This window comes from Cellulomonas sp. ICMP 17802 (assembly GCF_041295535.1).
In the GTDB taxonomy this organism is placed as follows: Bacteria; Actinomycetota; Actinomycetes; order Actinomycetales; family Cellulomonadaceae; genus Cellulomonas.
Window position 1 is genome coordinate 1 of sequence record NZ_JBGFQZ010000006.1, and the last position, 20,469, is coordinate 20,469.

17 protein-coding genes and 1 pseudogene are annotated in these 20,469 nt (G+C 74.1%); 14 read left to right on the top strand and 4 right to left on the bottom strand.

The features are described 5' to 3' along the window. Positions 1 to 108: 108 nt before the first annotated feature. A pseudogene (gene treZ / locus AB5970_RS07690) lies at positions 109 to 1,812 on the top strand (malto-oligosyltrehalose trehalohydrolase); the annotation flags it as partial. A gap of 84 nt (positions 1,813 to 1,896) precedes the next feature. Here treZ and zapE read toward each other — a convergent pair. Beyond that, a complete protein-coding gene (gene zapE / locus AB5970_RS07695) occupies positions 1,897 to 2,940 on the bottom strand; it encodes a cell division protein ZapE (protein WP_370503340.1) in 1,044 nt (347 codons plus the stop codon). A 339-nt stretch (positions 2,941 to 3,279) separates the two neighbouring features. Here zapE and AB5970_RS07700 point away from each other — a divergent pair, with 339 nt between their 5' ends. The 8 genes from AB5970_RS07700 to AB5970_RS07735 are packed head-to-tail and all read left to right on the top strand — an operon-like array spanning position 3,280 to position 10,588. Beyond that, a complete protein-coding gene (locus AB5970_RS07700; protein WP_370503341.1) occupies positions 3,280 to 4,938 on the top strand; it encodes a nitrite/sulfite reductase in 1,659 nt (552 codons plus the stop codon). Further along, the gene (locus AB5970_RS07705; RefSeq protein WP_370503342.1) at positions 4,935 to 5,093 is read left to right on the top strand and encodes a hypothetical protein; all 159 of its coding nucleotides are present in this window, start codon (positions 4,935 to 4,937) and stop codon (positions 5,091 to 5,093) included. Before AB5970_RS07700 ends, AB5970_RS07705 begins: the two co-directional genes overlap by 4 nt. Next, on the top strand, positions 5,090 to 5,782 hold the full coding sequence (locus tag AB5970_RS07710; protein WP_370503343.1) for a phosphoadenylyl-sulfate reductase: 693 nt from the start codon (positions 5,090 to 5,092) through the stop codon (positions 5,780 to 5,782). Before AB5970_RS07705 ends, AB5970_RS07710 begins: the two co-directional genes overlap by 4 nt. Then, positions 5,779 to 6,681 (top strand): sulfate adenylyltransferase subunit CysD, encoded by a 903-nt coding sequence (cysD, locus tag AB5970_RS07715; protein WP_370503344.1) that lies wholly within the window; start codon positions 5,779 to 5,781, stop codon positions 6,679 to 6,681. The genes AB5970_RS07710 and cysD overlap by 4 nt, the downstream gene beginning before the upstream one ends. Beyond that, positions 6,681 to 8,111: a sulfate adenylyltransferase subunit 1 gene (locus AB5970_RS07720; protein WP_370503345.1), complete on the top strand. Its 1,431-nt coding sequence runs from the start codon at positions 6,681 to 6,683 to the stop codon at positions 8,109 to 8,111. The genes cysD and AB5970_RS07720 overlap by 1 nt, the downstream gene beginning before the upstream one ends. Then, positions 8,108 to 9,304 (top strand): uroporphyrinogen-III C-methyltransferase, encoded by a 1,197-nt coding sequence (cobA, locus tag AB5970_RS07725; RefSeq protein WP_370503346.1) that lies wholly within the window; start codon positions 8,108 to 8,110, stop codon positions 9,302 to 9,304. The genes AB5970_RS07720 and cobA overlap by 4 nt, the downstream gene beginning before the upstream one ends. 10 nt (positions 9,305 to 9,314) lie before the next feature. Beyond that, positions 9,315 to 10,106, top strand: coding sequence for a dihydrofolate reductase family protein (locus AB5970_RS07730; RefSeq protein WP_370503347.1), 792 nt, complete (start codon positions 9,315 to 9,317; stop codon positions 10,104 to 10,106). Further along, complete coding sequence (locus AB5970_RS07735; RefSeq protein WP_370503348.1) at positions 10,103 to 10,588, top strand: hypothetical protein; 486 nt, start codon at positions 10,103 to 10,105, stop codon at positions 10,586 to 10,588. The genes AB5970_RS07730 and AB5970_RS07735 overlap by 4 nt, the downstream gene beginning before the upstream one ends. 48 nt (positions 10,589 to 10,636) lie before the next feature. Here the strand turns inward: AB5970_RS07735 and AB5970_RS07740 are convergent, their stop codons facing one another. Next, entirely contained in the window at positions 10,637 to 11,872 is a 1,236-nt protein-coding gene (locus AB5970_RS07740) for a hypothetical protein (protein WP_370503349.1), read from the bottom strand. Next, entirely contained in the window at positions 11,869 to 13,323 is a 1,455-nt protein-coding gene (gene gndA, locus AB5970_RS07745; RefSeq protein WP_370503350.1) for an NADP-dependent phosphogluconate dehydrogenase, read from the bottom strand. The genes AB5970_RS07740 and gndA overlap by 4 nt, the downstream gene beginning before the upstream one ends. A gap of 228 nt (positions 13,324 to 13,551) precedes the next feature. Here gndA and AB5970_RS07750 point away from each other — a divergent pair, with 228 nt between their 5' ends. The 5 genes from AB5970_RS07750 (at position 13,552) to AB5970_RS07770 (ending at position 19,585) form a co-directional block, all read left to right on the top strand. Beyond that, complete coding sequence (locus AB5970_RS07750; protein ID WP_370503351.1) at positions 13,552 to 14,136, top strand: DUF3000 domain-containing protein; 585 nt, start codon at positions 13,552 to 13,554, stop codon at positions 14,134 to 14,136. Between the two features lie 71 nt (positions 14,137 to 14,207). Further along, on the top strand, positions 14,208 to 14,726 hold the full coding sequence (locus tag AB5970_RS07755) for a helix-turn-helix transcriptional regulator (protein WP_370503352.1): 519 nt from the start codon (positions 14,208 to 14,210) through the stop codon (positions 14,724 to 14,726). Between the two features lie 92 nt (positions 14,727 to 14,818). Next, a complete protein-coding gene (locus AB5970_RS07760; RefSeq protein WP_370503353.1) occupies positions 14,819 to 16,108 on the top strand; it encodes an HRDC domain-containing protein in 1,290 nt (429 codons plus the stop codon). Between the two features lie 127 nt (positions 16,109 to 16,235). After that, positions 16,236 to 17,480: a thiolase family protein gene (locus AB5970_RS07765; RefSeq protein ID WP_370503354.1), complete on the top strand. Its 1,245-nt coding sequence runs from the start codon at positions 16,236 to 16,238 to the stop codon at positions 17,478 to 17,480. After that, the gene (locus AB5970_RS07770) at positions 17,477 to 19,585 is read left to right on the top strand and encodes a 3-hydroxyacyl-CoA dehydrogenase NAD-binding domain-containing protein (protein ID WP_370503355.1); all 2,109 of its coding nucleotides are present in this window, start codon (positions 17,477 to 17,479) and stop codon (positions 19,583 to 19,585) included. The genes AB5970_RS07765 and AB5970_RS07770 overlap by 4 nt, the downstream gene beginning before the upstream one ends. A gap of 4 nt (positions 19,586 to 19,589) precedes the next feature. On the opposite strand, the gene pflA is transcribed toward AB5970_RS07770, so the two are convergent. After that, positions 19,590 to 20,459: a pyruvate formate-lyase-activating protein gene (pflA, locus tag AB5970_RS07775; RefSeq protein WP_370503356.1), complete on the bottom strand. Its 870-nt coding sequence runs from the start codon at positions 20,457 to 20,459 to the stop codon at positions 19,590 to 19,592. Positions 20,460 to 20,469: the final 10 nt, after the last annotated feature.

Sequence of the window (20,469 nt, forward strand, 5' to 3'; positions counted from 1 at the left end):
CCCCCCCCCCCCCCCCCCCCCCCCCCCCCCCCCCCCCCCCCCCCCCCCCCCCCCCCCCCCCCCCCCCCCCCCCCCCCCCCCCCCCCCACGCCGCTGTCCGTCGAGGACGGGTGGTGGTCCACCGACCGCGACCTGCCCCACGGCACCGACTACGCGTTCGCGGTCGACGGCGGCGAGCCGCGGCCGGACCCGCGCAGCGCCTGGCAGCCGTCCGGCGTGCACGGCCCGAGCCGCGTGTTCGACGCGTCCGCCTTCCGCTGGACCGACGACGGCTGGGCCGGGGTCGACGCCCGCGGGCACGTGACGTACGAGCTGCACGTCGGGACGTACTCGCACGAGGGCACGCTGCTCTCCGCGATCGACCACCTCGACGAGCTGGTCTCGCTCGGCGTCGACCTGGTCGAGCTGCTGCCGATCGCCCCGTTCAGCGGCGAGCACGGGTGGGGCTACGACGGCGTCGGCACGTTCGCGGTGCACGAGCCGTACGGCGGCCCGGCGGCGCTGCAGGCGTTCGTCGACGCCGCGCACGCCCGCGGCCTCGGCGTCTGCCTCGACGTGGTGCACAACCACATGGGCCCGTCGGGCAACTACCTCGGGGAGTTCGGGCCGTACTTCACCGACGCCCACCAGACCCCGTGGGGCTCCGCGATCAACCTGGACGGCCCCGGCTCGGCCGAGGTCCGCCGCTGGGTCTGCGACAGCGCCCTGCGCTGGTTCCGCGACTTCCACGTGGACGCCCTGCGCCTCGACGCCGTGCACGCGCTCCTCGACTTCTCCGACCGCCACCTGCTCGCGCAGCTCTCCGACGAGGTCGCCGCGCTCTCGGCCGACCTGGGTCGACCGCTGTCGCTCGTGGCCGAGTCCGACCTCAACGACGCCGTCTCGGTCACCCCGACGAGCGAGGGGGGCTGGGGCATGACCGCGCAGTGGGACGACGACGTGCACCACGCGATCCACGCCCTGGTCACCGGCGAGCGCCACGGCTACTACGGGGACTTCGGGTCGCCCGAGGTCCTGCGCAAGGCGTTGACCAGCGTGTTCGTGCACGACGGCGGCTTCTCGACGTTCCGCGGGCTCGACTGGGGCCGGCCCGTGCCGCCCGGCACTGACGGCCACCGATTCGTCGTCGCCGCGTCGACCCACGACCAGGTGGGCAACCGTGCCCTCGGCGACCGGCCGTCCGCCCGCCTCGACCCGGGCCGGCTCGCGGTCGAGGCGGCCCTGGTGCTGCTGTCCCCCTTCAGCCCGATGCTGTTCATGGGCGAGGAGTGGGGCACCCGCACCCCGTGGCAGTTCTTCACCGACCACCCCGAGCCCGACCTGGGCGCCGCCGTGCGCGACGGCCGGCGCCGCGAGTTCGGGGGCCACGGCTGGGACGTGCTCTACGGCGGCGACATCGAGGTGCCGGACCCCCAGGCGCCGTACCCGTTCCGCGACAGCATCCTCACGCGCGAGGAGCTGGACGACCCCGCGCACCCCGAGCACCGTCGCCTGCTCGACTGGTACCGCGAGCTGATCGCGGTCCGGCGCACCGTCCCCGACCTCGCGTCCGGGGACCGGGCCGCCACCGACCTCGTCTGGGGCGGCGCCTCCGAGGGCGGGCCGGAGGACGTCCCGTGGGACGGGTGGATGGTGCTGCACCGCGGGGCGGCGCGCGTGGTGCTCAACCTGTCGGGCGAGGAGGTCGCCGTGCCCGTGCACACCGACGGTCCGGTCGACGTCGTCGCCGCATGGGACCCCGCCTCGGTCGAGCCGACCCCCGGCGGCGCGCTCGTCCGGACGGCGCCGCGGTCGGTCGTGGTGCTCGCCTGACTGCAGCCGGCACGAGCTCGGTGATCGGGGTCGACCTCGGTGGTCGGAACCACCGAGGTCGACGCGGAGCACCGAGCTCGACGGTCAGCCGACGAGCGCGGCGCCGTCCGCAGCGAGCGAGCCCAGGCGGGACAGGGCCCGGTAGTACTTCTTGCGGTAGCCGCCGGCCAGCATCTCGGGCGAGAACAGGTCCTTCTCCCCCGCGCCGCCGAGCAGCACAGGCACGTCGCGGTCGTAGAGCCGGTCCACCAGCACGACGAGCCGCAGCGCGACGTCCTGGGTGGGCACCGGCCGGACGCCGGTCAGGGCCACGAGCCCCACGCCGTCCAGCAGCGCGCCGTACCGGCTGGGGTGCACGGTCGCCAGGTGGGTCAGCAGGTCGCCGAAGTCGTCGAGCGTGGCGTCGGTCCGCGCGCCGGCGGCCGCCCGGACGGCGTCCTCCGACAGGCCCTCGGCGTCGGTGACGATCGACCGGTGGCGGTAGTCGTCGCCATCCACCCGCAGGACCTCGAACCGGGCCGCGAGCGCCTGGATCTCGCGCAGGAAGTCCTCGGCGGCGAACCGGCCCTCGCCCAGCGAGCCCGGCAGGGTGTTCGACGTGGCGGCCAGGGCCACGCCGCGGTCCGCCAGCTCGCGCAGCAGGCGGGACATGAGGACGGTGTCGCCGGGGTCGTCCAGCTCGAACTCGTCGATGCAGACCAGCCGGCGCGTGGCCAGCGCCTCGACGGTAGGCAGGAAGCCCAGGGCGCCCACCAGGTTCGTGTACTCGACGAACGTGCCGTAGGCGGCGTCGCCGACCCCGACGGCGTGCGCGAGCGACGTGAGCAGGTGCGTCTTGCCGACGCCGAAGCCGCCGTCGAGGTAGACCGCGACGGGGGTCGACCTGCCCCGCTTGAGCCACGACCGGGTGGGACCCTGCCGGATCTGGTCGGCCGCGGCCCGCAGCCGCGTCACGGCGGCAGCCTGCGACGGGTGGGACGGGTCCGGGCGGTAGGTGTCGAAGGACTCGCCGACGAAGTGGCGCGGCGGGACGAGCTCGGCCAGCAGGCGGTCCGGCGGCACGACCGGGCGCCGCTCCGTGAGGCTGGGGGTGCCCGTGGAGGCCAGCACGGGGTCCGGGGAGGTCACGATCGAGCAGCCTACGTCGGGCGCGCGGGCCGCCCGAATCCGGGCGCTTATCGCGTTCTGGACGCCTGTCCCACATGTCGGCCGAGGAATCTCACGATCCGGACGCCCTCTCCCGCGTTCTCTCCTGCCGTGACAACCTCGTCCGGTGATCGCCCCCGGGTTCCGCCTCTCGTGTCGGTGCATGTGCACCGTCGCCGCGGACCTGTGCGTGTGCTGCTGTCCGCGGAGCAACTGACCCCGCCCCTCGTCCCCCTCGGGCGCGCGGTCTGCGTCCCGAGAACCGCTCCCTGAGCGGTGGGTGCAGGCGCACGTCCATGTTCTCCCGGAGATATCGCCCCTATGGCGCACACCAGGATCGCCCCGCCCGCTGCTCGTGCCGAGGGCCAGTGGGCCTTCGGCCAGCGTGAACCCCTCAACGGGAACGAGCAGTTCAAGCAGGACGACGACGGCCTGAACGTCCGCGCGCGCATCGAGAACGTCTACTCGCGCGAGGGCTTCGCCAGCATCGCCCCCGAGGACCTGCGGGGACGGATGCGCTGGTGGGGGCTCTACACGCAGCGCAAGCCCGGCATCGACGGCGGCAAGACGGCCACGCTCGAGCCGCACGAGCTGGACGACGAGTACTTCATGCTGCGCGTGCGCTGCGACGGCGGCGCGCTGACCCTGCAGCAGCTGCGCGTGATCTCGGAGATCTCGGTCGAGTTCGGCCGGGGCACCGCGGACATCACCGACCGGCAGAACATCCAGCTGCACTGGATCCGCATCGAGGACGTCCCGGAGATCTGGCGCCGGCTCGAGGCCACGGGCCTGAGCACCCAGGAGGCGTGCGGCGACACGCCCCGCGTCATCCTCGGCTCCCCCGTGGCGGGCGTCGCGGCCGACGAGATCATCGACGGCACCCCGGCCGTCCGCGTGATCGCCGACCGCTACATCGGCGACCCGGCGTTCTCCAACCTGCCGCGCAAGTTCAAGACCGCGATCAGCGGCTCGCCCCACCAGGACGTCGCGCACGAGATCAACGACGTCGCGTTCGTCGGCGTGGTGCACCCCGAGCTGGGCCCCGGCTTCGACGTCTGGGTGGGCGGCGCGCTGTCGACCAACCCGAAGCTGGGCGTGCGGCTCGGCGCGTTCGTCACGCTCGAGCAGGTCCCCGAGGTGTGGACCGGCGTCGTCGGCATCTTCCGCGACTACGGCTACCGCCGCCTGCGCACCCGCGCCCGCCTGAAGTTCCTCGTCGCCGACTGGGGCGCCGAGCTGTTCCGGCAGGTGCTGGAGGCCGAGTACCTGGGCTGGACGATGACCGACGGCCCGGCCCCACCGCCGCCGCCCACGGGGCGCCGCGACCACGTCGGCGTGCACCCGCAGAAGGACGGCCGGTTCTACGTCGGGGTCGCGCCGACCGTCGGGCGCATCTCGGGCGAGCTGCTGGGCACCGTGGCCGACCTGGTCGAGGCCGCCGGCTCCGGCCGGCTGCGCCTCACGGTCGAGCAGAAGCTCGTGATCCTCGACGTCGAGGCCGACCAGGTCGAGGCCCTCGTCGACGGCCTGGAGGCCGCCGGGCTGTACGTGCGGACCGCGAGCACGTTCCGCCGCGGCACGATGGCCTGCACCGGGATCGAGTTCTGCAAGCTCGCGATCGTCGAGACCAAGGCGCGCGCGACGCACCTGATCGGCGAGCTGGAGAACCGGCTGCCCACCTTCGACCAGCCGATCACCATCAACCTCAACGGCTGCCCCAACTCGTGCGCCCGCATCCAGACGGCCGACATCGGGCTCAAGGGCGCGCTGGCGAACGGCGAGGACGGCTACCAGGTGCACCTCGGCGGCGGGCTCGGGCTGACCAGCGGGCTCGGCAAGACCCTGCGCGGCCTGCGGGTCCCGGCCGAGGAGCTCCCCGACTACATCGAGCGCGTGACGCGCAAGTTCGACGAGCAGCGCACCGAGGGCGAGCTGTTCTCGCAGTGGGCGCACCGGGCGGACGAGGAGGACCTGCGATGAGCACGACGTCGGGCGAGCGGGCTGTCCCCTACTACTGCCCCTTCTGCGCCAGCGAGGACCTCTGGCCGGCCGGCGAGACCCACGGCCAGTGGGAGTGCCGCTCGTGCACGCGGGCGTTCGGGCTGAGGTTCGTCGGGCTGGTGGCGCGCTCATGACCACCACCACCGACCTGCAGGAGCTCGCGGAGCAGGCCGGTCGCGACCTCGAGGGCAAGCACCCCGCCGAGATCCTGCGCTGGGCTGCCGAGACGTTCGGCTCCGACCTGGTGCTCGCGTCCTCGATGGGCGACGAGGTGCTCGTGCACCTCGCCGCGGAGGCCGTGCCGGGGATCGACGTGATCTTCCTCGACACCGGCTACCACTTCGCCGAGACGCTCGGGACCCGCGACTACTACGCCGACTTCACGAACATCTCGCTGCGCACGATCCTGCCGCTGCGCACGGTCGCGGAGCAGGACGCGGAGCACGGCGAGAAGCTGCACGACCGCGACCCCAACCTCTGCTGCGCCCTGCGCAAGGTCGAGCCGCTCGAGCGCGGCCTGGCGCCGTACACCGCGTGGGTCACCGGCATGCGCCGCGAGGACGCCCCCACCCGCACCGACATCACGGTGGTCGGCTGGGACGCCAAGCGCGGCAAGGTCAAGCTCAACCCGCTCGCCGCGTGGACGCAGGCCGACGTGGACGCCTACGTCGAGGAGCACCACGTGGTGCTCAACCCGCTGCGCCAGGTGGGCTACGCCTCGATCGGCTGCGCGCCGTGCACCCGGGCGGTCGCGCCCGGCGAGGACCCGCGCGCGGGTCGCTGGTCCGGTACCTCCAAGATCGAATGCGGGTTGCACACATGAGCACGGTGACGCTGACGCAGCTGGACGCCTTGGAGTCCGAGGCCGTCCACGTCATGCGCGAGGTCGCCGGCGAGTTCGAGCGCCCGGTGCTGCTGTTCAGCGGCGGCAAGGACTCGATCGTCATGCTGCACCTGGCCCGCAAGGCGTTCTGGCCGGCGCCGGTGCCGTTCGCGCTCATGCACGTGGACACCGGGCACAACTTCCCCGAGGTCATCGAGTACCGGGACCGCGTCGTCGCCGAGCACGGCCTGCGGCTGGTCGTCGCGAGCGTGCAGGACGCCATCGACGACGGCCGTGTGGCCGAGCGCGCCGACGGCTCGCGCAACCCGCTGCAGACCGTCCCCCTGCTGGACGGCATCACGGCGCACCGGTTCGACGCGGTGTTCGGCGGTGGGCGTCGCGACGAGGAGAAGGCCCGGGCCAAGGAGCGGGTGTTCTCGCTGCGCGACGAGTTCGGCCAGTGGGACCCGCGCCGCCAGCGCCCCGAGCTCTGGGACCTCTACAACGGTCGCCACAAGCCCGGCGAGCACGTGCGCGTCTTCCCCCTGTCCAACTGGACCGAGCTCGACGTCTGGCGCTACATCGAGCGCGAGCAGATCGAGCTCCCGTCCATCTACTACTCGCACGAGCGCCAGGTGTTCCTGCGCGACGGCATGTGGCTGGCGCCCGGCGAGTGGGGCGGCCCGCGCCCCACCGAGACGCTCCAGGTCCGCACGGTCCGGTACCGGACGGTCGGCGACATGAGCTGCACGGGCGCGGTCGAGTCGACCGCGGCCACGGTCCCGCAGGTCATCGCCGAGGTCGGCGCCAGCCGGCTCACCGAGCGCGGCGCCACCCGCGCCGACGACCGCGCGTCGGAGGCAGCCATGGAGGACCGCAAGCGCGAGGGGTACTTCTGATGGGCACGGCTTCAGCGACGATCGAGGAGACCTCCACGGTGACCGAGCACGCGACGCGGGACCTGCTGCGCCTGGCCACGGCCGGCTCCGTCGACGACGGCAAGAGCACCCTGATCGGCCGCCTGCTCTACGACACCAAGTCGGTGCTGGCCGACCAGCTCAGCGCCGTCGAGGCCGCGACGCTGGCCCGCGGCGGCGGCGACGTCGACCTGGCGCTGCTCACGGACGGCCTGCGCGCCGAGCGCGAGCAGGGCATCACGATCGACGTGGCGTACCGCTACTTCTCGACGGCGACCCGGGCGTTCGTGCTGGCCGACACCCCCGGGCACGTCCAGTACACGCGCAACATGGTCACCGGCGCCTCCACGGCCGAGCTGGCGATCGTGCTGGTCGATGCCCGCAAGGGCGTGCTCGAGCAGACGCGCCGGCACGCCACGATCACGGCCCTGCTGCGCGTGCCGCACGTCGTGCTCGCGGTGAACAAGATGGACCTGGTCGACTTCGACGAGGCCACGTTCCGCGCGATCGCCGACGAGTTCACGGCGTACGCGCTCAGCCTCGGCATCGAGGACGTCACGGCCGTGCCGCTGTCGGCGCTCGCGGGCGACAACGTGGTGGACCGCTCGGCCCGGACGCCCTGGTACTCCGGGCCGACGCTGCTGGAGCACCTCGAGTCGGTGCCGGTGGGCCGCGACGCGCTCTCCGAGCCGTTCCGGTTCCCCGTGCAGGTGGTCATCCGCCCGCGCACCGCGGAGCACCCCGACTACCGCGGCTACGCGGGCCGGGTCGCCTCCGGGGTGGTCTCGGTCGGCGACGAGGTCACGGTCCTGCCCTCGGGCAAGCGCAGCACGGTCGTCGGGATCGACACCTTCGACGGGTCGCTGACCGAGGCGCACGCGCCCCAGTCGGTGACGCTGCGGCTGGCCGACGACGTCGACGTGGCCCGCGGCGACGTCCTCGTGCCGACCGCGGCCACCGTCGAGGTCGGCACGGACCTCGTCGGCACCGTCTGCTGGCTCGCCGAGAAGCGCAGCGTACTGGGCGCCCGGCTGCTGGTCCGGGTGGGCACCCGCACGGTCCGCGCGCTCCTGCGCGAGGTGAACGCGCGGCTCGACGTGGACACCCTGACGGTCGAGGCCTGGGACGGGGTCGACACCCTGCACCTGGTCGACGCCACCGATACGTCCTCCGACATCCCCCCGCGCGCGCTGACCCTCAACGCGATCGGGCGGGTCAAGATCCGGCTGGCGGAGCCGATCGTGCTCGACGAGTACGCCACGCACCGGCGCACCGGCGGGTTCCTGCTGGTCGACCCGGCCGACGGCACCACGCTCGCGGCAGGCATGATCGGCGCGACCCTGCTCGACCGCCTCACCCCGGCGCCGTCCGCGCAGGACGACGACGACTGGTTCGCGGGAGCGGGCATATGACCGGCCCGCAGCACGCCCTGCTGCTCGACCTCACCGGCCGGCGCGTCGTGGTCGTCGGCGGCGGCCCGGTCGCGGCCCGGCGCGCGGCACGGCTGGTCGAGGACGGCGCCGACGTGCTGGTCGTCGCCCCGGCGCTGTGCGAGGACCTGGCCGAGCACGCCGCGGCGGGCCGCGTGACGTGGCGCGCCCGCGAGTACCTGGCCACCGACCTCGACGACGCCTGGCTGGTCCACACCGCCACGGGCGAGCGCGCGGTCGACGACGCCGTCGCGGCCGACGCGCAGGCCGTGCGGCTCTGGTGCGTCCGGGCCGACGACGCGAGCGCGTCGAGCGCCTGGACGCCCGCGGTGGCGCGGTCGGGAGACGTCACGGTCGCCGTGGGCGCCGGCGGCGACCCGCGCCGGGCCGTGGCGCTGCGCAACGCGGTCGCCCTCCTGCTCGACACGGGTGGCCTCCCGCTGCGCCACCACCGTCCGGCCACCGGCCGCGTCACGCTGGTCGGCGGCGGGCCGGGCGACCCGGGACTCATCACGACGCGCGGCCGCCGGGCGCTCGCCGAGGCCGACGTCGTCGTGGTCGACCGGCTCGCGCCGCGCGCGCTGCTGGCCGAGCTGGACCCCGCGGTCGAGATCATCGAGGCCGGCAAGTCGCCGCACGCGCACACCCTGACCCAGACCGAGATCAACGCCGTGCTGGTCGAGCGCGCGCGGGCCGGCCACCGGGTGGTGCGGCTCAAGGGCGGCGACCCGTTCGTGCTCGGCCGCGGCGGTGAGGAGGTGCTCGCGTGCCTCGAGGCAGGCGTGCAGGTCGACGTCGTCCCGGGCGTGACCAGCGCGCTGGCGGTGCCCGCAGCCGCCGGCATCCCGGTTACCCATCGCGGCCTGGCCCGGCAGCTGACCATCCTCTCGGCGCACGACACGGCGCCGGACTGGCCGACGCTCGCGCGGCTCGAGGGCACCCTCGTCCTGCTCATGGGCGTCGCGCAGCTCCCGTCGCACACGCGCGCCCTGCTGGCGCACGGCAAGGACCCCGGCACGCCCGTGGCGATCGTCGAGAACGGCACCCTGCCGGCGCAGCGGACCACGGTCGGCACCCTGGCCGACATCGCCGACCGGGCGCGCGAGCGCGGCGTCGGCAACCCGGCCGTCGTGGTGATCGGGGACGTCGCGGCGCTGGCGGACGTCCTGGCCTAGGTTGGCGGGCGTGGCCGACCTCCCCGCGCTCGACGTCCTTCTCCCCCTCGACTCCCCCGTCCGCCACCTCGCGCCGCGCGCCGACGAGGCCGAGCTGGTCGCGCTGTTCGCCGAGCACGCGAGCGGCCCGCTGGTCCGCGCCAACATGGTCACCACGCTCGACGGCGCCGCCACCGGCGCCGACCACGTCAGCGGCTCGATCAACGGCCCCGCCGACTTCCGGGTCTTCCGCGTGCTCCGCGCCCTGGCGGACGTCGTCCTCATCGGCGCGGGCACGGCCCGCGGTGAGCGGTACACCGCGCTGGACGTCCCTGCCGAGCTCCGTGCCGCCCGCGCGGCGGCGGGCCGAGCCGACGAGCTCGAGCTCGCGATCGTCACGGCCACGGGCGAGCTCCCCGACCGGCTGCTCGACTCCGACCGCCCGCCGCTGGTGCTCACCACCGGGTCGAACCCCGCGCTCGGGGCGCTGCGGGAGCGCGTCGGCGCGGACCGCGTGCTGGTGGCCGACGGCGGCACGCCGGGGGCGGTCGACCCGCGCGCGGCGGTCGCGGCCCTGACCGGGCGCGGGCTCGTGCACGTGCTCACCGAGGGCGGCCCCACGCTCCTGGCCCAGCTGACCGACGCCGACCTGCTGGACGAGCTGTGCCTGACGTGGAGCCCGCAGCTGGTCGGCGGGCCGGCCGGCCGCATCACGCGCCTGCCCACGTGGTTCGAGCCGTCCCGCGCGCTGACGCCCCTGCACCTCCTGCACGCGGACGGCGTGCTGCTGGGACGGTGGCGGGTGGCTAGGCTCGGCGCGTGACCGACACGATCATCGTCCTCACGGAGGACACCCTCGCCAGCGCCGACGTCGAGAAGCTGCTCGCCCTGCACGAGGGCGAGACGTACGCGTACCGCGTCCTCGTCCCGGCGGACACGGACCGGCCGCTCGTCTCGAGCATCATCGACAACCTCAGCCTCGGCGAGCTCAAGGAGGCGTGGCACCGCGCGCTCGGCAAGGAGCCGTCCCAGCACGAGGCCAAGGCCACGGCCGACGAGCAGCTGGCGGGCAGCGTGGCTGCGTTCGTCGCCGCGGGCCGGGTGGCCACCGGGACGGTCGTCGACGACGACCCCCTGCCCGCGCTGAAGGCCGCGGTCGCCGACGGCGACGTGGTCGAGGTCGCCGTGGTCACCTACCCGCACGCGGTCGAGGACACGTTCCACCGCGACTGGGCCTCCCGGGCCCGCGAGGAGCTCCAGGTCCCCGTGCTGCACCTGTACTCGGGCACCAGCGAGATCGGCTGACGGATCACGAAGGGCGGCACCCCGCGCGGGTGCCGCCCTTCGTCGTGCTCAGAACCCGGTGCCCGTGACCTCCGGGTACCACCGGCGGAACTTGCGGACCTGGTTGACCAGCGCCATCGCGACGTAGAGCCGGCGACGCGGCGAGCTGTCCTTCGCGTACCTCAACGGGTGCGCGACGGCCTTCGCCTTGACCAGCCGACGCACGCGAGCGTTCAGCCCCGGCTCGAGGACGTAGCGCAGCAGCAGCCGGTGCGGCACCACCGAGTACAGGATCTCCTTGTCGACGACCACCGGCGGGACCGACCGACCCTCGACCGCGTCCTCCACCACGAACCGCATGGGGTTGGCCCCCGCCGCGGTGACGTAGTAGTTGTTCCGGCCGATGCGCGGGTTGACCTCGAAGAACCGGAACTGCCCGGTGCGCGGGTCCACCTTGACGTCGAAGTTGGCGAAGCCGCGGTACCCGGTCGACGCGAGGAACGTCCGCGCCTGCTCGAGCATGGCGTCGTCGCGGCTGGTGATCATGGCCGCGGGGTTGCCCAGCCCCGACGGCGTGTGCTCCTCGAGCAGCACGTGCGCCGAGCAGAGCAGGGTGATCTCCCCGTGGGTGTCCACGTAGGCCGTGATGGACCGCATCTGGGTGTCGTCGCCGGGCACCAGCTCCTGCACCACGAACCGCCCGTGGAACCCGGCCGCGCGCAGGGCGCTCCACAGCCAGTCGAGCTCCTGCGGGGTGGCGATCTCGAAGACCTTCTTCTTGCCCTCGAACTCGACGTCCTGGTAGTCCGCGCTGCTCGCCGCCTTCGCGATCAGCGGGTACTCGAGGTCCACGGGCGCCGCCGCCCAGTCCGCGCCGCCCGAGAACTCCTGCACGATCGTCCGGGGCACCGAGATGCCCAGGTCGGTGCAGATCTCGGCGAACGTGGCCTTGTCGGAGATCCGGTCGAGCAGGTGCTCGGACAGGAACGGCACCACGTAGTACTGCTCGAGCAGCGCGCGGTGCTGCACCACGACCCGGACCAGCCAGTCCGAGTTCGCCATGAGCAGCAGGCGCCGGTCGGGCATCGACTGCGCGACCGTGACCAGCCGGTCGACCAGCTGGCGCGCGTCGTGGCCGTCGGCGACGATCTCGTGCCGCACGATCCGCGAGTGCGCCACGGGACCCAGCGCCGCGCCGGCGACGACCACCGACGTCACGCCGTAGGCCTCGTGGAACGAGCGGGCCAGGGCGTACACGCCGATGTCGGCGCCGAGGATGACGGGCTGCAGCGGCGTCCCGCTCACGCGGTCTGCTCGGTGCGGTCGCCCGACCACTGCGTGTGGAACGTGCCGTCCTTGTCGGTCCGCTTATAGGTGTGCGCCCCGAAGAAGTCGCGCTGCGCCTGGATCAGGGCCGCGGGCAGCCGCTCGGCGCGGACGCCGTCGTAGTAGGCCAGCGACGACGAGAACGCCGGCGTGGGCACGCCGTGCAGCGCGGCACCCGAGACGATCCGCCGCCACGCCTCGACGCCGTTGCCGACCGCCCCGGTGAAGTACTCGTCGGCCAGCAGCAGCGGCAGGTGGGCGTCGCGCTCGTACGCCTCGGTGATGCGGTTGAGGAAGCGCGCGCGGATGATGCAGCCGCCGCGCCAGATGCGGGCCATGGCGCCGCGGTCGATGTCCCAGCCGAGCTCGGCGCTCGCGGCGGCGATCTGGTCGAAGCCCTGCGAGTACGCGACGACCTTGGAGGCGTACAGGGCAAGCCGCACGTCCTCGATGAACGCGTCGCGGTCGGTGACGTCCCACGCCGTCGTGTGCGCCTGCAGGACCCCGGCGGCGGCGGACCGCTGCGGCACGGAGCCGGACAGGGCGCGGGCGAACGTCGCCTCTGCGATGCCCGTGATCGGCACGCCCAGGTCGAGCGCGTTCTGGACGGTCCAGCGGCCGGTGCCCTTCTGCTCCGCCTGGTCCAGCACGATGTCGACGAACGCCGACCCGGTCTCGGCGTCGACGTGCTGCAGGACGTCCGCGGTGATCTCGATGAGGAACGACTCGAGGTCGCCCGTGTTCCAGTCGGCGAAGATCTGCCCGATCTCCGCGGCCGAGGCACCCAGCCCCTGGCGCAGGAGGTCGTATGCCTCGGCGATGAGCTGCATGTCGGCGTACTCGATGCCGTTGTGCACCATCTTGACGAAGTGGCCGGCGCCGTCGGGCCCGACGTAGGTGCAGCAGGGCACGCCGTCGACCTTGGCCGAGATCTTCTCGAGGATCGGGCCGAGCGACTCGTAGGACTCCTTGGTGCCGCCGGGCATGATCGACGGTCCGAGCAGCGCGCCCTCCTCGCCGCCCGAGACGCCGGAGCCGACGAAGTGCAGGCCCTTCTCGCGCAGCGCGGCCTCGCGCCGGATGGTGTCGGGGAAGTGCGCGTTGCCGGCGTCGACGACGATGTCGCCCTCCTCCAGGAACGGCACGAGCTCGTCGATGACCGCGTCCGTCGGGCCGCCAGCCTTCACCATGACGACGATCTTGCGGGGCTTGGCCAGCGACGCGACGAAGTCCTCGACCGACTCGGACGGCACGAACGCGCCCTCGTCGCCGTGGTCCGCCACGAGCGACTCGGTCTTGGCGTAGGAGCGGTTGTGGATGGCCACCGTGTAGCCGTTGCGCGCGAAGTTGCGGGCGAGGTTGCGGCCCATGACCGCCAGCCCTGTGACGCCGATCTGCGCGGTTCCGGTGGCGGTTCCTGAGGCGACCATGCGGGGAGTGCTCCTTCGATCGACGGCCGGCACGGGCCGCGTCCGCGACGGCGGCGAGCAGGTGCGGGGCACGTGCAGGCGCAGGTCGGGTCAGGCGACGTCCGGGGGTGCTGGGTGCGCGGGCCAGCCTAGTCCGGTGCGGCAGGCGCGGCCTCGGCGGGCCGGACCGTAAGACGGGGGCGGCGTGCCGGACGCCGAGAAGGACACCCCGTGCGTACGCTCCACTGCGTGACACCCGCCGGTCCTGAGGACGTCCCCGTGGAGTTCGTCAGCGCGCTGCGCTCGCTGCGCCGGGTGACCGTCCGCCCCGAGGTGATCCTCGACGAGGTGCCCGGGCCCGCGCGCATCGCCCCCTTCTCCGCGGCCCTCACGGCCGAGGTGCGCACGGCTCGTCGCTCGGTCGCCGCCGAGGAGCTGGCCTCGGGCCGGTTCGTCGTGCTGTTCGACCCGGCCGGCCAGGAGGCCTGGGACGGGCACTTCCGCCTGGTCACGCTCGTCCGGGCGACGCTCGAGGCCGAGGTGGGCGCTGACCCGATGCTCGCCGAGGTGGCCTGGACGTGGTTCACCGACGCCCTCGAGGAGTCCGGACTGGACGCGCACGCGGCGGGCGGTACGGTGACGCGCGTGCTGTCCCAGAGCTTCGGCGCCCTCGAGCGCCGCTCCGAGCAGACCGAGCTCGAGATCCGCGCGTCCTGGACCGCGGCCGACGAGGATCTCGGTCCCCACCTGCAGGCCTGGGGCACGCTCCTGTGCACCGCGGCGGGCCTCGAACCACTGCCCGACGGCGTCATCGCCCTCGGGCCGAGGCGCTGATCCGGGGCCCGGGGGGGCCGCATCACAAGAACCGCCTCAAGTCAACGGGTCGCGTTGCCGATGACAGCCACGTGACCATCGAGCCCCTGCGACGAGACCTGGCCCCGGCCCGACGGCCCGAGCTCAGGCCCGGCGTGTCCAGCTCACGCAGCGCTGCGCCCCCGGCCACCCAGCAGATGTGCGTCGTCGTCACCGAGGTGGCCGACGGCGACGGCGCTCCCCTGGTCCGCAACCTGCGGCGTCGCGGCGCGCCGCGCGTGGTCGTGCTCACCCGTCGGGCCAGCCGGCCCGAGCTCGGCGTGCTCCTGCAGGGCGGCCTGCGCGGTGCCGTCGCCGGCGCGACCGCGCAGAGCCTGCCCCGCACGGCCGTCGCCTCCGCCCCGCCGCCCCCGCTGCCCGACCTCACGGCGCGGGAGATCAGCGTCCTGCGCCTCGTGGCCGACGGCCGGACCAACCGCCTCATCGGCGACGAGCTCGGCCTGTCCGCGCTCACCGTCAAGAGCCACCTGGCCCGCATCTCGCGCAAGCTCGGCACGGGCGACCGCGCCGAGCTGGTCGCCATCTCGATCCGCGGTGGCGTCCTGTCCTGAGCCGGTCACGTACGGACGCCCCCGGGGCTGAAGTACGCGCCGCCCGCGCGGCCTGCGCAGATGCGTCCGCGTCGTCGCTTACCGTGGTCCTCATGCGACCCGAGGCGACCGCCGGCGCCCCCGCAGGGGGAACCGTGCCGCCACCGACCCCCGATCTCGAGCCCGCGGTCGAGGTCGCGCCCGAGGTCGTCATGCTCACCGAGCCGGCCGAGGGCATCCCGCCGGTCGTCGAGACGCCCGAGGCACTCGCGGCCGTCGTCGCGGCGTTCGGGGCGGGCACCGGCCCGGTCGCGGTCGACGCCGAGCGGGCGTCCGGCTACCGCTACGGCCAGCGCACCTACCTGGTCCAGCTGCGCCGCGAGGGCGCCGGCACGGCCCTGATCGACCCCATCGCCGTCCCCGACCTGTCGTCGCTGTCGGACGCGCTGGTCGGCGTCGAGTGGGTGCTGCACGCCGCGTCCCAGGACCTGCCCGGGCTCGCCGAGCAGGGCATGCGGCCCAGCCGGGTGTTCGACACCGAGCTCGGTGCCCGGCTGCTCGGCCTCGAGCGCGTCGGGCTGGCCGCGGTCGTGGCGGACGCCCTCGGGCTCGGGCTGGCCAAGGAGCACTCGGCGGTCGACTGGTCCACGCGCCCCCTGCCGACGGAGTGGCTGCGGTACGCCGCGCTCGACGTCGAGGTGCTGGTCGAGCTCCGGGAGGTGCTGGCCGAGCGGCTGGCCGTCGCGGGCAAGGCCGAGTGGGCCGCCCAGGAGTTCGAGGCCGTCCGGACGGCTCCCCTGCCGGCGCCCCGCGTCGAGCCCTGGCGCCGGGTCTCCGGCCTGCACGCGATCCGCGACGCCCGGCGCCTCGCGGTGGTCCGCGAGCTGTGGCTCGCCCGCGACCAGAACGCCCGCACCCGCGACATCTCGCCCGGCCGCGTGCTGCCCGACCACGCGATCGTCGCGGCAGCCCAGGCGCTGCCGCGGTCCGTCGCCGCCCTGACCGCCCTGCCGGCGTTCGCCGGCAAGGGCACGCGGCGCCGCGCGGCTCTCTGGCAGCAGGCGGTCGACCGCGGCCTGGCGACGCCCGACGACGAGCTCCCCTCGGTACGCGGACCCAAGAGCGACGCGCCGCCGCCCCCGCGCGCGTGGGCCGAGAAGGACCCGGTCGCCGCCGCGCGGCTCGCCGCCGCCCGCGAGGTGGTCGCCGCGCTGTCGAGCGCCCACGACGTGCCCGCCGAGAACCTGCTGCAGCCCGACCTCCTGCGGCGGCTGTGCTGGACGCCCCCCGAGACGCTCGACGCCGCCGGGCTCGCCGCGTTCCTGCAGGCCGGGGGCGCGCGGCCGTGGCAGATCGGGCTCGTCGCGGACCGGCTGGCCGAGGCGTTCGCGGCCCTCCCGTAGGACTGAGGTCCCTGTTACTCTTGAGTAACTTATGGCTGGCCATGCCCGGGACACCCGGGTAGCGTCGGCCGTCACGGGCCCGCCCTCGCGGGCTCGTCGGACACCGCCGTCCCGCCCTGGAGGCCCGATGCCCACCGCATCTTCCCGCCCCGCAGCACTCGTCCGCCGCGTCGTGTTCGTCGACGGGGTCCGCACCCCGTTCGGCCGCGCGCGCAAGGACGGGCTGTACGCCCACACCCGCGCCGACGACCTCTCGGTCAAGACCGTCCGCGAGCTGCTGCGCCGCCACCCCGAGCTGCCGCCCGAGCGCATCGACGAGGTCGCCATCGCCGCGACCACGCAGCAGGGCGACCAGGGCCTGACCCTCGGCCGCACGGTCGGCGTGCTGGCCGGGCTCCCCCGGTCCGTCCCGGGCTACGCGATCGACCGCATGTGCGCCGGCGCGATGACGGCCGTGACCAACACGGCCGCCGCGATCGGCGTCGGCGCGCAGGACGTGGCGCTGGCCGGCGGCGTCGAGCACATGGGCCACCACCCGATGGGCTTCGACGCCGACCCGAACCCGCGGTTCCTGTCCGAGCGCCTGGTGGCCAACGACGCCCTCAACATGGGCGTCACGGCCGAGAACCTGCACGACACGTTCCCGGCGCTCACGCGCGAGCGGGCCGACGCGTACGGCGTCGCCAGCCAGGACAAGTACGCCGCGGCGCTGGCCGCGGGCAAGATCGAGCCGGACCTCGTGCCGGTCGCGCTGCGCGACCCCGAGAACGGCTGGGGCCTGGCCACGGCCGACGAGCCCCCGCGCCCGGGCACCACGGTCGACGCGATTCGCAAGCTGCCGACGCCGTTCCGCGCCGGCGGCCGCGTCACCGCCGGCACCGCCGCGCCCCTGACCGACGGCGCCGCATCCTGCCTGCTCGCCGCGGAGGAGACCGCCGCCGAGCTGGGCCTGCCCACGCGCATGCGGATGGTCTCGTTCGCGTACGCCGGCGTGGAGCCCGAGATCATGGGCATCGGCCCGGTCCCGGCCACGGTCAAGGCGCTCGACCGCGCCGGGCTGACCATCGAGGACATCGGGCTGTTCGAGATCAACGAGGCGTTCGCCGTCCAGGTGCTCTCGTTCCTCGACGCGTTCGGCATCGCCGACGACGACCCCCGCGTCAACCAGTACGGCGGCGCGATCGCCGTCGGGCACCCGCTCGCCTCGTCGGGCGTCCGCCTGATGACGCAGCTGGCCCGCCAGTTCGAGGAGAACCCGGACGTCCGCTACGGCCTGACCACCATGTGCGTCGGTCTCGGCCAGGGCGGGACCGTCATCTGGGAGAACCCGCACCACGCCGACTACGAGCCTCTCGAGGGGACCGACAAGTGAGCAACTCCACGGACACGCGCCCCGAGCGGGTCTCCCACGCGATCGCCCGCGACGTCACGCTGCCCGGCGGCGCCGGCACGCTGGCCCTCGTGACGATCGACAACGGCCTGGACCACACCAAGCCGACGACGATCGGCCCGCTGGGCATCGCCGAGCTCACCGCGACCCTCACGGCCGTCAAGGCCCGCGTCGCGGCGGGCGAGATCGTCGCGGTCGCCGTCACGGGCAAGCCGTACTACCTCGCGGCGGGCGCCGACCTCACGCAGATCGGCACCGTGCCCGGGCGCGAGGGCGCGCTCAGCCTCGGCCGGGGCGGGCACCAGGCCTACGAGCTGCTGCACACGATGGGCGTCCCGACGTTCGCGTTCGTCAACGGGGTCGCCCTCGGCGGCGGCCTCGAGCTGGCGCTCAACTGCGACTACCGCACCGTCGCGTCCGACGTCCGCGCGCTCGCGCTGCCCGAGACCGGCCTCGGCCTGGTCCCCGGCTGGGGCGGCGCGTACATCGTGCCGCGGCTGATCGGCGTCGAGAAGGCGCTCGACGTCATCCTCACGCGCCCCGCGGCCAACAAGCCGTTCGCGGCGAAGGAGGCCGCGCAGCTCGGCCTCATGGACGTGGTGCTCGACCCGTCCGACTTCCTCGAGGAGTCCATCCGCTGGGCCGCGCGCGTGGTCACGGGCGACGTCGTGGTCGAGCGCCGGGAGCTCGACTCCCCCGAGGTCTGGGACGGCGTCGTCGCCGCCGCGCGCCAGCGCCTCGACGCCGTGATCAACCGCTCGCGTCCGGCCCCGTACCGGGCGCTCGACCTGGTCGCCGCGGCGCGCACCGCCACGCGCACCGAGGCGTTCGAGGCCGAGGACGAGGCGCTCGCCGACCTCATCATGAGCGACGAGATGCGCGCCTCGGTGTACGCGTTCGGGCTCGTCTCCGGCGGCAAGAAGCCCGTCGGCGCACCGGACCGCTCGCTCGCCCAGCCGGTCACCCGCGTGGGCATCGTCGGCGCGGGCCTCATGGCCGCGCAGATCGCGATGCTGTTCGCCCAGCGGCTCGGCGTGCCCGTCGTCATGCGGGACCTGGACCAGGAGCGCGTCGACAAGGGGCTCGCCGCGGTGCGGGCCTCGGTGGACCGCCTCACGTCGACCGGGCGCCTGAGCGAGTCGGCGGCGTCCCGCCTGCTCGGGTCGATCCACGGCACCACCGACCTGGCGGAGTTCGCGTCCTGCGACCTCGTCATCGAGGCCGTCACCGAGATCCTCGACCTCAAGAAGAAGGTCTTCGCCGAGCTCGAGACGGTGATCGCCCCGACCGCGATCCTGGCGACGAACACCTCCGCGCTCTCGGTCACCGCCATGGCGGCCGACCTGCAGCACCCCGAGCGCGTGGTCGGGCTGCACTTCTTCAACCCCGTGGCCGCGATGCCGCTGGTCGAGGTCGTGCAGGCCGAGCGCACCTCGCTCGAGGCGCTGGCCACGGGGTTCGCCGTGGCGGCCAAGCTGCGCAAGACGGCCGTGCTCGTCGCGGACCGGCCGGGCTTTGTGGTCAACCGCCTGCTGGTCCTGCTGCTCGGCGTCATCGTCGACGCCGTGGAGAAGGGCACGCCGGTCGAGGTGGCGGACCGCGCGCTGCGGCCGCTCGGCCTGCCGATGCCCCCGTTCGAGCTGTTCGACCTGGTGGGGCCGGCCGTGGGCCTGCACGTGCTCACCTCGCTGCGCGAGGAGCTGGGCGACCGGTTCCCCCGCTCCCCCGGGCTCGAGAAGCTCGTGGCCGACGGCACGACCGTCGTGCTCCCCGCGAAGGCCAAGGGGCTCCCCAAGCCCGTGGACCCGGCCATCCAGTCGGTGTTCACCGAGGCGAGCGGCACCGGCCTCGACGAGGCCGGCGTGCTCGACAGCGTGCTCACGGCCCTCACGGTCGAGGTCGGGCACATGCTGGAGGAGGGCGTCGTCGCCACGCCGCAGCAGATCGACCTCTGCATGATCCTGGGCGCCGGATGGGGCTTCCACCTGGGCGGGCTCACGCCCTACCTGGACCGCACCGGCTACTCCGAGCGCGTGCTGGGCCGCCGGATCCTGCCCGACGGCGTCGCGAACGTGCCGGCCGTCTAGCCGGTCAGTAGACGCTGAGCCCCCGGGCCCGGAACGTCGCGCGCACGCGCTCGACGAGCTCCGGGGTCGGGGGCTTGGTGTCCTCCAGCTGGTAGCGCATCCCGAGCTCGTCCCACTTGTCGCGGCCCATCTGGTGGAAGGGCAGCACCTCGACCCGCTCGACCACGGGGCCCAGCCCCACGATGTGGTCGGCCACCGCCTCGACGTTCTCCGGGGCGTCGGTCAGCCCGGGCACCAGCACGAACCGCACCCAGGTGCGCTTCCCGGCGTCCCGGAGCCGGGCGCCGAAGTCCAGCGTGGGCTGCAGCGCGCGCCCCGTGACCTTGCGGTAGGTGTCCGGCAGGCCGGACTTGATGTCGAGGAGCACCAGGTCGATGTCCTCGAGCATCGCGTCCGTGCACTGGGTGCCGAGGAAGCCGGACGTGTCGACGGTGGTGTGCACGCCCATCGCCTTGGCGCCCCGCAGCAGCCGGGCCAGGAAGGCGGGCTGCATCAGGGGCTCGCCGCCCGAGATCGTCAGGCCGCCGCCGGTGGCCGTGAAGACCGGGCGGTACCGGGCGACGCGCGCGAGGATCTCGTCCGCCGTCACGTCCGTGCCGCGACGCATCTGCATCGTGTCGGGGTTGTGGCAGTACAGGCACTGCAGCGGGCAGCCGGCCAGGAAGACGGTCAGGCGCGTGCCCGGCCCGTCGACCGCGGTGACCAGCTCCCAGGAGTGCACGGAGCCGAGCGACCCCGAGCGGACCGCCGCCATGCGGGCGGAGTGGTCCAGCTCGACGGTCGACAGGCCCGACGTGCCGGACCGCGTCCTGGGCAGACCCAGGTGCACGGCCGGCCACGGCGCCGCCTCGTGCACCTGGGTGGTCTGTGTCATCGAGGGACCC